The sequence below is a fragment of the Bacillus sp. JJ1773 genome (genome assembly GCF_036962035.1).
Taxonomy (GTDB): domain Bacteria; phylum Bacillota; class Bacilli; order Bacillales; family Cytobacillaceae; genus Cytobacillus.
Window position 1 is genome coordinate 64767 of sequence record NZ_JBALNX010000055.1, and the last position, 14486, is coordinate 79252.

The window sequence follows — 14486 nt, forward strand, 5'->3', positions numbered from 1 at the left end:
GCACAATTTGGAATAATTTTGTTATGATTTACATGAGTAGACATTAATAATACTGATGGAGGATTGACATGTATAAATCAGCCGGCAAGAAAATTAGAGAAAGAGGTTATACAGTAGGTACATTGAAAACTGGCAAGAAAAATTGCATTACAGATGTAGAAGGTGTAAAAGTAGGTCATGTAACACTTAATTTTCCAATGGATGGGGAGGATTACGCGTGCACAGGAGTGACGGCGATTCTTCCACACGGCGGTAATCTTTTTCAAGAAAAGGTTGTTGCTGCAAGCTATGTTATTAATGGGTACGGGAAAACGGCAGGACTCATTCAAGTGAATGAGCTAGGTGTTATAGAATCCCCTATTATGTTAACAAATACATTTGGCGTCCCAGCAGTAACCCAAGGGACATTAGAATATATGCTTGAAATGAACCCAGAGATTGGGGATACAACAGGAACGATTAATATTGTTACAGGCGAATGTAATGATGGAATCTTAAATTCCATTCGAAAATTCCCTGTACAATCTAGTCATGCGATTGAAGCCATTACATCTGCAACAACAAATCTTTCACAAGAGGGAGCAATAGGTGCTGGCAAGGGAATGGTTTGCTTCGGATATAAAGGAGGGATTGGAAGTTCCTCGAGAGTGATTTATGATGAATTGGAAAAAAAGGAATACATAATTGGGTGCATGGTTTTAACAAATTTTGGCTCTAAAGAAGAGTTGCCAAAGGAAAAGTTTTCTCATGGGGAGCTTAATGGTAATAGTATTTCGAAAACATCAGATGGATCGATCATCATCGTGCTAGCAACAAATATTCCTGTAAGTGATCGGCAGCTTGAGAGGGTTGCAAAGCGGTGCGGCATCGGTCTTGGTAGAACTGGAAGCCATTTTGGCCATGGCAGTGGGGATATTGTTATTGCTTTTTCAACTGCTAATACAATTTCTCATTATTCCAAAGAGAATTATGATACAGGAAGATTCATTAGGGAGGACCAGCCAATCTTTAACCAAATTTTTACTGCAGCTGCTGAGGTCACGGAGGAAGCGATTTGGAATTCTCTATCACAAGCTGAAACAACTCACGGAAGAGAAGGAAAAGTGGTAGAGGGACTTTTTCAGGTTTAGACTAAAAAAACAAATTTCTTCCAACTTTCGACCTAAATTCCTAGTGGTTTGGCTGATATTTCGACATTATTCTTCCGTTGTTTTCAGATTTCACTCTGTCGGAAGTAGCATCTTTCAAATGCTTTTTAGGAAGAAATAAATAATAGAGGTGTTTTGCACTAAATTTTAATGACTGTGGGGATCAATATAAGTGACAGATCCCCCATAATATATATATTTTATACACTTTTTCCCTATTATTGGATAAATATCTACAATTGATATAGCCTATTTTGTCAAACAATTAGGTCAGTCACTCTATTAACATAATTTCTCTCAAATCGTACAATGAGCGTGTAACATCAAATCGGAATTGGGAGGAACGTTTATGAGCTTAAAAAAGAAGGTACTTTCTGTTTCATTATCAAGTTTAATGGCATTAGGGGCAGTAACAGCTGTTTCCATGCCCGTACAAGCTGTTGGGAATGGGCCAGGTGCTGGGAACGGTTCAATTCAAACATCAATTCTTCATACATATGATAGTTTAGTTGAATATCTGAAAACCCAGGATGCTAAGCAACAGGCAATGGAGCTGGAGGTAATTGGCCAAACTGTCAAAGGCCGTGATATTTACATGGCAAAATATATTTCGAATCCAGCTAACCCGACTATTTTATTTCTAACTCAGCAGCACGGAAATGAACAGCTTACAACTGAAGGGGCTCTAGAATTTATTAAACATCTGGGAACAGGGAAGACAAAAGGTGTGCTCGATAATGTAAACGTTCTTATTATTCCGATGTTAAATGCCGATGGAGCGATGGGAGATGTTGATTTCTCACTTGAAAATTATTTAGCAGATGGAGATCGACATTTAACACGCTACAATGCTAATTATGTTGATTTAAACCGAGAGCATGATAAAGCTCCTAGTCAAATGGAGCCTGAAGCAAGGGCTTTGCATGAAAATGTTCTTCAAAAATACGAGATTGATTATTTGATTGACCTGCATCACCAAGGAACGCTAAGTGAAACAGAAGGGCAGCTTGTTTCTGGTTCCATCCTTTATCCGACTAGTCCAAGTGTGAAACCTGAAGTGTTAGAAGGGTCTAAAAAGCTAGGATCAGTTGTATTTAATGCGATTCAACCGACAGGCTGGGGACATCTTGGAAAATATTCAGGAGGCTCGACTAATAATATTGGACGTAATGGAATTGCTGCATATTATGATATTTCTACTTTATTGTTTGAAATGCGCGGCATGTCTGATCATTATATTGAATCTTATGCGATTGGCCAAAAGAGTAATGGCTATTTGATTAAACAAACGATTACTACACTAGATTCAACTGTTCGTGCAATCGCTGACGGATCAATTGAATCAGCCGATACAAGCTTCTGGGACACACTTCCTACACAAACAAATAGACAAAGTGAAGAATCCGATGAATAATATGTAAGTTTGTAATAGATCGTTCCGATTATGTAAAGAAAAACATCTCATTTAACATTTTAATCAACAGATAAATCGCATAACAAAGTAATAAAAAATAACGCTCGGATTTGAGCGTTATTTTTTTACTTTTTAATTAAATCCGGACAATAGATCCGTTAATCTCATTAAAAGACCCTAATTTAAGGCGTTAGCGGACCCTAAGTACGTTAATTATAAAAATTTACAAGAAATTACTGCTTTTTTACAAAATAACGACCCCTATGTCCGCAAACTTTAGGGGATTATCTAACTTTATCAAACATTACGGAACTGGTGTCCGTAAGCGTAGTTTTACAAGTCGGTAATCGTTTTTGTCTCATTGCATTGCAGGAACTTTCGATTAATGTTAAATCCTTGTCAGACTAACTCATTCCAATCCGCGTAATCGCCGCTGCCGTTACACCCTGGACAATCGAGTAAATTGCCATAAAAGGCGAATTCATTCGCTGGATAAGGCATAAAGCCTCTTCCATAGCATTCAGGACATTTGTTCATGTCCTTCATTTGGGCAACATGGTTTTCATACCTTGCAGCTCTCCAATCATTAAATGCTTTCACTAGACCCATTTTTGTCGCTCCTATCGTTTTTTTCTTATTTTTTATTAAAATCACTAATTTTATACAAGGTTAATACTAAAGAAACTCGTTTTATTTCTGAAAAGCATAAAATGGGGCTTGAAGCTGTAAGCTAAATATGAGGGGATTTACAGAAAAATATTATATGGGATGGAGTCTTTTAAGATGAAGATACTAGGTATTTCAGGAACAATTATTGGGTCAAAAACTGCCGTTTTAGTAGATTCAGTGCTTAAAATAATCAAAACAAAACACCCTGAAATTGATACAGAACTTCTTGATTTGCGAAATTATGAAGTAGAATTTTGTGATGGCAGAAAACCGGAATTATACAATAATGATACAAAAATAGTGATGAAAGCAGTTTCTGAGGCGGACTTATATTTAATAGGATTTCCAATCTTTAATGGTTCTTTTCCCGCACCATTAAAAAATATTTTTGATTTATTGCCCCCATCCGTTTTCAGACATAAGGTGATGGGGTTTGCAGCTAATGGAGGGACCTATCAGCACTACCTCGTAATAGAAAATCAGTTAAGGCCAATTGCCGGATATTACCGCTGTTATGTGGCGCCAAGCTATGTTTACGTAAACCACAGTCATTTTAATGATAAAAATGAAATAGTAGATGAGGATATATTAAATCGTATTAAAGAGCTGGCGAATGAATTAGTGATGATGCAAAAAGGATTAGTAAAGAGGAATATTTAAACAGAAGGACAGCCCTATTTAAAAGGTCTATTTTAAATTTGGTAAAAAATTACATTGAAAAATTGAAAGATTTTAAATAACTCTGAACATCCAAGGTCATAACATGTGTCCTGGATGTTTTTTAATAGATAGTGATCTGGTAATTAAAATAGGCTTTTACTTTGGTAACAATACCCAAACGCATTACATAATTTGTTGAGGAAAGGTATAGGTGCGTTAACCTATTCATTATGGCTAAGCTGTGATTATTCCTTGTTGCTAGACACCTGTATAAAAAATAGGGAGGCTATGCAAATGTATGATTTTCAAAGTGATCTCCAAATGTTGAATGTTGGTGATTTCTACGCAAACGCGGCAATTCCTTGGGATCCATATCAGGAATCCATGGATCGACAATTTGGCACTATGGGTTTTGGTTCTTGTTTTGGTTTTGGTCTAGGTTTTGGTTCTTGTTTCGGATTTGGCTCTTGTTTCGGTTTTGGTTCCTGTTTCGGCAGCTGTGGCGGCTTCGGACGCTGTGGCGGCTTCGGACGCTGCGGTGGTTTCGGACGCTGCGGCGGTTTCGGACGTTGCGGCGGTTTCGGACGTTGCCGTTAATCAGTTTTTAGTTTTTTATCGAAAAACATGGTTGCCAATGGAGAAGATTTGCCCCCGCAAAGTTGTTTTGCCGGGGCTTTTCTCTAAAAGATGAGACATATAGGACAAATTTCGGTACATAGGGTAATAGTGAAAATAATATGGTGATTGAAGTACAGCTCACGAGTAAGGAGGAGCGAAATGACGAATTTAACCCCGTCTATGCGTTTGAGAGTGAAAGGGGATACATTTTTTTTCCCAGATCCCAACAGTGGAGTATATTTTCGGAATAACCTATGTTCGTTTCGGATGGAAGGCAATATGATCGATAAGTGGGTTGAAAAGCTGGTGCCTATGTTCAACGGGGAGTACACGTTGGCTAATTTGACTGACGGATTGCCGGATCCATATCGGGATCGGGTGTATGAAATTGCAGAAGTGCTTTATCAAAACGGGTTTGTAAGGGATGTAAGCCAAGATCGTCCACATCAACTGACGGATCAGATACGTAATAAGCATGCTTCTCAAATAGAATTTTTAGACAGTTTCGGTGACTCGGGTGCGTACCGGTTTCAAGTCTATCGTCAAGCAAAGGTTTTGGCAGTTGGCTCCGGTCCTTTTTTTGTTTCCTTGGTTTCAGCTTTACTTGAATCAGGCTTGCCAAAGTTTCATGTACTAATTACGGATTCGGTACAGACAAATAGACGGCGTATAACAGAATTGGAGGAACATGCACGTAAATCAGACCCTGAAATAGCTGTAGAGGAGGTCATCCTTCAGGATAAAAGCGAGAGTTCATGGCGTGAAATTGTGCAGGATTATCAATCAATTTTGTATATCTCGCAAAAGGATGATATAGAGGAACTGCGGAATCTTCATAGGATTTGCAGGGAAGAAAAGAAGGTGTTTATACCAGCTATTTGCCTAGACCAGGTGGGACTTGCAGGTCCTTTGGTGCATCCAGACTCTAGTGCATGCTGGGAGTCAGCTTGGAACCGTATCCATCAATCTGTATTTTTTAGAGACCAGCAGTTAACCGCCTTCTCATCTACTGCGGGAGCGATGTTGGCTAATGTGATCGTGTTTGAATTATTCAAAGAGAGTACGAAAGTGAGGGAATCGGAACAGAATAATCAAATTTTCCTGCTTAATCTGAATACGCTGGAAGGAAGCTGGCATTCCTTCGTGCCACACCCATTGGTCGCTAGTGGTGTGTCTGCTGAATGGGTACAAGATATAGATTCATGGCTTGAACGTAGCATGAATAAAGGTGATTCGAGTAAATTACTCTTTTTCTTTAGCCAGTTAACATCAGCTGAATCAGGCATTTTTCATATTTGGGAAGAGGGGGACTTAAAGCAGCTGCCGCTCGCTCAGTGTCGTGTTCAGGCAGTTGACTTGCTGTCGGAAGGACCAGCAGAGCTGTTGCCTGAGATGATTGTTACCGGTTTGACACATGAAGAGGCACTGAAAGAAGCAGGACTGTCAGGAATCGAGGCTTATGTATCACAAACTACTAATCTTCTCATTACTTCTCTGCCCCTACACAATGGTGTGGTTAGCAGTTTAACAGACCAGAAGAATATTGGTTTTGGAGCCGGGGAAACATTTGCAGAAGGTGTTGGCCGCGGATTGCAAAAGTGTTTGGAAATGGAACTAAACAAACAATTGGTCCATCAGAAAAATTCTGTCTCACGGGTGTACTTAAGTGAGATAGAGGATGAGCGTTGTCGTTATTATTTTCAGGCACTAACGATGATGAGGGGAGAACCAATAATAGGCTTAGGGGAGGAATTGGCCGGATTCCCCGTAGTATGGATTGGTACGAACGGAAGCTGGTATGGCAGTGTAGGGTTGAATATCACAGGGGCGTTACGAAATGTTCTGCAACATGTGATTATGATAGTACAAAATGATTCGGCTTTCCTTACGACAAAGGTGGTGGAGGTTTCAAGCGTACGTCTGGAAGAAAGTGAGCATCGAAGCCTTGTTATTCATGAGTGTGAAGTGCCTACAGAACCAGCTTTGCTTCATTTAGCAATAAAAATGTTAGAAAGAAGCCACAAGCAGCTTCTTGTCTTCGAAGTAGAGATGGAACCATTTTTGAAAATGGGACTGGAAGGGATTTATGGTGTGATGATACGGGAGGAGGAATCCCAGTGAGTGCTGTCGTAGTAGTTGTCGGAAGAGGATTGTTGGCAGACAGCGTTTCTGCAGAACTATCCACTCAATACGAGATCGTTCGACTAGCTGATTTTGAGACAGATCTACCACAAGCGGCAAAATTGGTTCTTGTATTGCACGATACTTGGAATCCCTCAGTTCATCAAAAGGCAGAAGAGTTATCGCAAATAACCGGTATCCCTTGGCTGCGAGGATTCGTTTCATTCGGCGAGGGAGTTGTCGGCCCCTTAGTAGAAAAAGGCAAGCCAGGGTGTTCCCAGTGTGCAAACATTAGACGTCTTATGGCCGGACGAGATCGTAATGAGATGTGGGAGATTGAGCAGAGACTTGTTAACCAAGGAGGAAAACCGCGTGATCCTTGGGCATCGCGAACGGGAATTTTACAGATGACCCACCTAATTGAAGCAGAGGTGGAAAGCATTTTGCAAGGTGATAAGTCGCGCCTGGAAAATCATATATTATTAATCAATCTAAAAACATTGAATAGTTCACGGCAATTCTTTTTGCCGGACTCCTTGTGTGCAGTTTGTGGACAATTACCTGACGATTCAGCGACTGAGGCCCAAATATCGCTGCAGCCCAGCCCGAAAATCAGTCATGATAGTTACCGCACCCGATCGATGGATGAACTGAATAAAATTCTTGTCAAAGATTATTTGGACCATCGGACTGGCTTTTTAAATGGAAAAATGTGTGACATTAAGACACCATTTGCCGATGTAGGTGTCAATTTGCCGTTGTTCTCGGGAGACGAAGGAGTGGGAGGCAGGACCAATTCATATGCGGTAAGTGAATCGACAGCTATTTTAGAAGGTTTGGAGAGGTACTGCGGTTTGTCTCCGCATGGAAAGCGGACAGTCGTCTATGACAGTTTCCAAAACCTAAAACATCTAGCACTCAATCCTTTCCAAGTAGGCGTACACACTAAGGATCAGTATTCACTACCTGATTTTCCGTTCGAACCGTTTCATCCCGAACGCTCAATGAATTGGGTATGGGGCTATTCGTTTATGCAAGAGCGTCCGATTCTAGTTCCAGAGCTGCTTGCTTATTACAGTTTGGGTTGCGATGAGGGCTTTGTCTATGAAACTTCCAACGGATGTGCTTTGGGAGGAAGTTTAGAGGAGGCCATTTTCTATGGAATAATGGAAGTGGTAGAGCGTGATTCATTTTTGATGACTTGGTACGCCCAGCTACCACTCCCTCGTCTTGACCCTTATTCCGCAAACGACCAAGAATTACAATTGATGATCGAACGTGCACGTGCGGTTGCAGGATATGAATTGTATTTTTATAACTCGACGATGGAGAATGGAATTCCAAGCGTATTGGCATTGGCGAAAAACAAGAAAGAAAAGGGACTAAATATTATTTGCGCTGCTGGTGCACATTTGGACCCAGTACGAGCAGCGAAAAGCGCGGTTTACGAATTGGCAGGCATGATGCTAACTCTTGACGCGGATTTTGAAGCGAACAAAGAAGAGTATGTGCGAATGTTGCAAGATTCTAAACTTGTACGGAAAATGAATCATCATGGGATGCTTTACGGATTACCGCAAGCGGAAGAGCGCCTGCAGTTTTTGCTGAACGAGAACCGTCCAATGAGGACGTTTGACGAGGAATTCAAATGGAATTCCAAGCATAAAGACTTGACCGATGATCTGCGGGATATTCTTCTGGAATTTCGCCGATTAAATCTAGATGTCATTGTGGTAGACCAGACGGCATCGGAAACGAAACGAAACGGATTGTATTGCGTTAAAGTGCTGATTCCGGGAATGTTGCCGATGACATTCGGACACCATCTTACCCGCATATTCGGGCTGGATAGAGTGTTAACAGTACCAATGGAACTTGGCTACTCGAAACATCCGCTGACATATGAGCAGCTCAATCCATATCCGCATCCGTTTCCATAAGCGGTTGCTGGGAGGTAAGTTAGATGAATCTTGAGACATTTCTGCACAATCTCCATTTTGATATTGTAAAGATAATTCCGCAGGGCTGGGAAGCAGATTGGGCTGATGCGCCATTAGCATATAAGCTCTACCGCGACTTGCCGGTAGTACCGTTATCTCTAGAAGTACCGCTTATGCTAGAAGGAAGGGGAATACCTGAAAAGCTTGACCTTCGCACAATCGGTCATTTTCTATGGTATGTGAACGGCCTTACCCAATTTTCCCAATCAGTCTCTCCATTAGATTCTACAGAAAACAGAATGGAACTAATGCATTCGTATAGGCGATTCATTCCTTCCGGCGGGGGATTGTATCCAAACGAATTATATATGTATTTAAAATTGGAGAATTTGCCTGTTGGTGTGTACCATTATGACGTGGCACATCACCGTTTAGTGCTGCTGCGAGAAGGAAATTTCGATTCATATTTAGCCAATGCTCTTGGGAATGGCTGTGATATGTCTGCGTGTTTTGGCACTGTTTTTGTTTCGACTATGTTTTGGAAAAATTTCTTTAAGTATCATAACCTTTCCTACCGGCTGCAAGGGTTGGATGCTGGTGTGCTAATTGGGCAGCTGCTGGAAGTGTCGAAACGTTTTGGCTACGCATCAGGGGTATATTATCAATTTCTTGATCGGACATTGAACCATCTGCTTGGTTTGCCCGAACAGGAGGAAAGCGTGTATGCAGTTATACCTCTATCGATTGAACCAACAAATTGGACTTCTAACCTAGGAGACAAAGACGGGGTAATCACTTCTGAAGAATTGTGCAGAGAGCTGCCGGAGATTCATCATCATCATTTTCAACGGTCAAAGAGACTTGCAGACTATTCGATGTTAACAAGGATAAATGAAGCATCTATGATGGAAACAACACAGTCGTTTCGAAAGATCCAGTCGAGAGATCGTGTGCATCGGAACGGTCAAGCTGTATCTCTGCCACAAGTTGAACGCTTGTCGTATGATCTAGCTTCAATCTGCAAAAAGCGATATTCACCTGACTTGGATTTTGTATTGGGAAAAGTAAGCCACATTCAACTAGCATATCTGCTGAATGAGGCGACTGCTTCCTTTTCATATCGAAATGATTTGGATGAAATTCATATAAAGAACAAGCCACGTGTTTCCTTATATGGCTGCTTTTATAATGTTGAAGGCATTCCAAATGGCGCTTATTATTATGACAGTAGTGATCATTCACTTCGATCGATAGATCTTGGAGATCACCGCTTTAGGCTGCAAAGCGGATTGACTGGTCCGAATATTAATTTGTTTCAAGTGCCACTCTGCCTGCATGTAGTAGGGGATAAGGATCATTTAATTGAAGCAATTGGGTATAGAGGATATCGTATCCAGCAAATGGAAGCGGGTATGTTGGTACAGCGATTACTGATAGCGGCATTAGCCAACGGAATGGGGGGGCACCCGCTTCTCGATTTTGATGCGAATGCATGTGACGAGATTTATCAGCTGGATTCTACTGGAAAAACCAGTCTTATCCAAATTCCGATTGGCCCCTATCGAGATCGGCTTTGGTTGAAAGGAAGTTTGCGCAGTTAAGAAAAATATAGATTAAGAGAAGCTACTCATACAAATTGGGTAGCTTATTACTTTTTTTTCAACTTTTACACTTCTGAATACTTTAATTTTGAGAATTGATTGTGACTAATTAACTAGATTTACACTGGCAGGGATAGGCACTTAAAATAAAATATTCTAACCGCGCATAAATTTGCCATAAACCTATGACAATAGATCTGTTTTGTTTATTTAAATAGAAATCTTACATACATCATGTATAATTTAACATGCGAGTTATTCAAATAGTAAGGGAGGAATAAATGATGGGATGGGCATTAGCCATATTATTTATTGCAGCAATTGTGCTGCTCATTTTATCGTTTTATAAATCTGGGCAATCTTCATCAAGACTTGAACAACAAATAGATCAACTTACCTTCTCATTAATGGAAGAAGTGTATCAGCTTCAACAGCAAATTAAAAGTCTCGAAATCGATGCTGAAATTACAGCGAAAGAAGCTGGCATTGAAACAGTTTCTTATGAGAAAAGACTATTGCTTCGTGAGATGATTGACTTACATAGGCGCGGATATTCATATGAAAGCATTGCTTTGGAAAAACAGCTGAGTACAGATGAGGCAGAAAGCCTATTAGCTTCCTATATTAAGCCAAAAGAGGAAAGGGGCAAGGTCGAAAATGACGTCTAAATCTATGCGCAGCTTTGCAGGTGGATTAGTGGCAGCAGCGACCTTGTGCGGGATTGTGTACTTTAATAGTCCAACTGAAGTAACTACAAATAATAAAGTTGAAAAACTATCGAATGAAGAGATGAAGGACAAGCTATCATCAGAAGGCTATGTTATTTATACAGAAAAAGAATGGAAGCAGCTCGCAGATCAAGCGGACGAAGAGAAGGCGACAGAAACTGAAGAAGATAAAGGCAATAAAGAGAATAAGGTTGTCTATCGCACAGTGTTAAACGTTTCTTCAGGTATGACAAGCATTGATGTCGGCAGAAGCCTAGAAAGAGCAAAAATCATTGATCATGCAAGAACATTTTCAAATGAGGTAGAAAAGCGGGGGTTATCAAACGAGCTGCGCCCGGGCATTTATGAAGTGGAATCTGGAATGAATATGGATAAAATTCTTTCAGTCATTTTTCCTAAATAAACTTATTTAGATGCACCTTCTTGTAAGGCTGCATTTTTTTTATGGCATCAATTGGTCAACTGTAATGTTACGAACCATTTAAATATAAGTAACAATCAATTTTTGATGAATTTTCAGAATTATTATTGTTTATTTTGTCGAAATGTGTTATTTTATAAAAGTAATAAAAATGAAGTTCAAACTTCACTAATTTTCCAAAATTAAGTCTACGCTTCATTTTTAAGGGGAAAAACATGGAATTAAAAAAGATTATCCTTGCAAACTATAATCAGCTCTCGAAGGGACAGCAAAAGGTTGCAAATTACCTTCTCAAAATGCCTAAAGATTTTGCGTTGATGTCCGCGAATGAAATTGGTTTCAAAGTGGGGGTCAGTGAAACGACTGTTATTCGATTTTGTTATGCGATAAAATTATCTGGCTTTTCCGATTTGCAAAAGAAGGTGCGCGAACAGCTCCTTTATCAGGAGAGCAGCCTTGGGACTTATCATACAACAAAGCTCCAGTTAGCTGAGGAGCCAAATTTTTTCGCCAAGGTCATGGAAAAGGATCGGGAGCGCATTAAAGAATTGATGTCGCTTGTCAATGAAGATGAATTGTACCGAATGGTCGATCAGCTTGTAAATGCGGAATCCATCTATATTTCAGGAATGGGAACATCATTTCCGGCAGCAAATTGGCTTTCTTTTACACTTGGTTTAGTGAAGGATCGGGTTAAATTAGTCCGTTCCGATTCGGATGATATTGTTTTCACGTTAAGCGGGATGAATAGTCAATCTGTCATGATAGCGATCTCTTTTCATCGTTATTTAAAAGAGACGATCACAATTGCAAAATTAGCAAAGCAGCAGGGGGCAATTATTATCGGGATTACAGATTCTCCTCAATCACCGATAAGTGAATATTCTGATATGCTATTTCCGATTTTTCCTTTTAATAAATCTGCCATTGACACGACAACAGCTCTATTTTCTTTTTTAAATGCGGTTGTTGCCGGTGTAACAGTAAAAAATTCAAATCGCTTCGAAAAGCGCAAAGAGCAATATGAAGAATTATTTAAAGATTATTTCTTTATTGATGGAGGGGAAGTTACTTGAAAGATTTCTTAGATCAGCTTAAACCAACTATTAACTCCCTTTTTGATTACTTTCATCAACATCCTGAAGTTAGCTGGGAAGAGTTCAAAACGACTGAATACATTCAAACATTTCTTGTGAAACAGGGCTTTAAAGTAAAAACCTTTGATGATTGTACAGGTCTTGTTGCCGAAGTAGGCAGCGGAGATATTTGTGTAGGTTTACGAACGGATATTGATGCGCTTTGGCAGGAAGTTGATGGAATATACAAAGCAAACCATTCTTGTGGGCATGACTCCCATATGACGATGATCATCGGAACCATGCTGCTGTTGAAGAAAATAAACTTCCCGAATAAAGCAAAACTTAAATTTATTTTCCAGCCCGCTGAAGAAAAGGGAACAGGGGCATTGAAAATGATCGAGAAGAATGTAGTAGATGATGTTGACTACTTATACGGTGTTCATCTAAGACCTATTCAGGAGCTAGAAGATGGATATGCTGTACCTGCCGTTTATCATGGAGCTGCTAAGTTTATTACGGGAGAAATAATTGGTGAAGATGCACATGGAGCAAGGCCACATCTAGGACAAAATGCCATTGAAATTGGTGCCGCAATCGTCAATGAAATTAAAGGCATTCATCTAAATCCAATGGTTCCGTACTCAGCAAAAATGACTAAATTCCATGCTGGCGGCGATTCAGGCAATATCATACCGGGCAGAGGATCCTTTAGCCTTGATGTACGGGCGCAAACGAATCAAGTAATGGAAGAGTTAACGGAAAAAATTGAGAATATTTTTAAACAAATAAGTTTATTGTACGGGGTAAACATTCCATTTGAAACAAAAGCGAATGTGGCTGCTGCGGAGGTAGATTTGGAAGCAGTTGAATTTATGAAGCAGGCTATTATAGATACGCTAGGTGAAACTGGGTTGAAACAGCCTATCATTTCGTCTGGTGGCGAAGATTTTCACTTTTACACTTTAAAGAGACCGAACATAAAAGCAACAATGCTAGGACTTGGTTGTGGGTTAACGCCAGGCCTCCATCATCCAAACATGACATTTAATCGTGAGGCGATGTTCTCAGGAATTGAAATTCTAACGAGAACCATTATGAACACATTGGCAGACAACTAAGAGGGTGATTATCTTGAATGGAAATTTTGAAATACGAACTTTACACAGCAGCAGTGAAATGAAGCTTGTTCAAAAGCTAGAAGAAGAAGTATGGAATATGAGTGCCATTCCGATTCATCAAACGGTTACGGCTGCAAAAAATGGCGGCATTATGTTAGGTGCTTTCGATCAAGAAAAACTAGTTGGATTCAGCTACGGATTTCCTGGATTTGATCAAAAGCAAACCTATCTCTGCTCTCATATGCTCGGAATCCACCCTGAGTATCAGGAAAAAGGGATTGGTGCAAAATTAAAAGTAGAACAAAAAAGAGAAGCTGCCGAAAAGGGATACGAATTGATCATATGGACATTCGACCCGCTTGAAAGCAGAAATGCCTACCTCAATATGAATAAGCTTCGCGGCATCTGTTGCACCTATATAGAAAATTGCTACGGTGAAATGGAGGACGGACTGAATAGCGGGCTGCCATCTGATCGATTTCAAATCGATTGGTGGATTAATAGTGAGCATGTCTCAGACAGTAAAAGTTTGAATGAGGTCCAGTCTAACGAAGGAATTCATCTGATCAGCTGGGAGACAACAAGCAATGGACAGCCCAAATTAGGGGATTTAGATCAAGGAATGATGACAAATCTAACAAACATCGATCAGCCCCTCCTTGTACCAGTACCTGCAAATTTTCAAGAATTGAAAAAAACAGATCATGAGCTAGCCGTTGACTGGCGTTTTAAGACAAGAAAAGTCTTTCAGCACCTTTTTGAAGCAGGTTATGCTGTAGTAGCTCTGCAAAAAACAAATGATTTGCCTGTTCATTATTATGTTATAACGAAGATACAATCACTTAGTATTAAAAAGTAGAAAAAAATAAAAGCGGAGGCGACTGTACAACCCCGACATACATAAGGCATCTGACAGGAAGGTAGTTTTTTAACATTCATGGCAGATTGAATTATGACCTCGAGGTCGAC

General features: G+C 40.1%; 13 protein-coding genes. 12 read left to right on the forward strand and 1 reads right to left on the reverse strand.

Features of this window, described 5'->3' with window-relative positions; translation table 11 throughout:
• Positions 1-68: 68 nt before the first annotated feature.
• Together V7127_RS17275 and V7127_RS17280 are read left to right on the forward strand one after the other, a co-directional pair.
• Entirely contained in the window at positions 69-1130 is a 1062-nt protein-coding gene (locus V7127_RS17275; protein WP_335488133.1) for a DmpA family aminopeptidase, read from the forward strand.
• A 367-nt stretch (positions 1131-1497) separates the two neighbouring features.
• A complete protein-coding gene (locus tag V7127_RS17280; RefSeq protein ID WP_335488135.1) occupies positions 1498-2562 on the forward strand; it encodes a M14 family zinc carboxypeptidase in 1065 nt (354 codons plus the stop codon).
• Positions 2563-2961: 399 nt separating this feature from the next.
• On the opposite strand, the gene V7127_RS17285 is transcribed toward V7127_RS17280, so the two are convergent.
• Positions 2962-3171 carry a methionine aminopeptidase gene (locus V7127_RS17285; protein WP_335488138.1) on the reverse strand — a complete coding sequence of 70 codons (210 nt, stop codon included), beginning with the start codon at positions 3169-3171 and terminating at the stop codon, positions 2962-2964.
• A gap of 174 nt (positions 3172-3345) precedes the next feature.
• Here V7127_RS17285 and V7127_RS17290 point away from each other — a divergent pair, with 174 nt between their 5' ends.
• From V7127_RS17290 to V7127_RS17335, 10 genes are all read left to right on the forward strand, one after another.
• On the forward strand, positions 3346-3891 hold the full coding sequence (locus V7127_RS17290; RefSeq protein ID WP_335488140.1) for an NADPH-dependent FMN reductase: 546 nt from the start codon (positions 3346-3348) through the stop codon (positions 3889-3891).
• Positions 3892-4185: 294 nt separating this feature from the next.
• The gene (locus V7127_RS17295) at positions 4186-4488 is read left to right on the forward strand and encodes a heterocycloanthracin/sonorensin family bacteriocin (RefSeq protein ID WP_335488143.1); all 303 of its coding nucleotides are present in this window, start codon (positions 4186-4188) and stop codon (positions 4486-4488) included.
• A 180-nt stretch (positions 4489-4668) separates the two neighbouring features.
• Entirely contained in the window at positions 4669-6630 is a 1962-nt protein-coding gene (locus tag V7127_RS17300) for a putative thiazole-containing bacteriocin maturation protein (protein WP_335488146.1), read from the forward strand.
• The gene (locus V7127_RS17305; protein ID WP_335488149.1) at positions 6627-8570 is read left to right on the forward strand and encodes a TOMM precursor leader peptide-binding protein; all 1944 of its coding nucleotides are present in this window, start codon (positions 6627-6629) and stop codon (positions 8568-8570) included. The genes V7127_RS17300 and V7127_RS17305 overlap by 4 nt, the downstream gene beginning before the upstream one ends.
• A 23-nt stretch (positions 8571-8593) precedes the next feature.
• Positions 8594-10171 (forward strand): SagB family peptide dehydrogenase, encoded by a 1578-nt coding sequence (locus V7127_RS17310; protein ID WP_335488152.1) that lies wholly within the window; start codon positions 8594-8596, stop codon positions 10169-10171.
• A gap of 281 nt (positions 10172-10452) precedes the next feature.
• On the forward strand, positions 10453-10839 hold the full coding sequence (locus tag V7127_RS17315; protein ID WP_335488154.1) for a hypothetical protein: 387 nt from the start codon (positions 10453-10455) through the stop codon (positions 10837-10839).
• Positions 10829-11302: a hypothetical protein gene (locus V7127_RS17320; protein ID WP_335488157.1), complete on the forward strand. Its 474-nt coding sequence runs from the start codon at positions 10829-10831 to the stop codon at positions 11300-11302. The genes V7127_RS17315 and V7127_RS17320 overlap by 11 nt, the downstream gene beginning before the upstream one ends.
• A gap of 233 nt (positions 11303-11535) precedes the next feature.
• Positions 11536-12396: a MurR/RpiR family transcriptional regulator gene (locus V7127_RS17325; protein WP_335488160.1), complete on the forward strand. Its 861-nt coding sequence runs from the start codon at positions 11536-11538 to the stop codon at positions 12394-12396.
• Complete coding sequence (locus tag V7127_RS17330; protein ID WP_335488164.1) at positions 12393-13517, forward strand: M20 peptidase aminoacylase family protein; 1125 nt, start codon at positions 12393-12395, stop codon at positions 13515-13517. Before V7127_RS17325 ends, V7127_RS17330 begins: the two co-directional genes overlap by 4 nt.
• A 4-nt stretch (positions 13518-13521) precedes the next feature.
• Positions 13522-14376 carry a GNAT family N-acetyltransferase gene (locus V7127_RS17335; protein ID WP_438824022.1) on the forward strand — a complete coding sequence of 285 codons (855 nt, stop codon included), beginning with the start codon at positions 13522-13524 and terminating at the stop codon, positions 14374-14376.
• Positions 14377-14486: the final 110 nt, after the last annotated feature.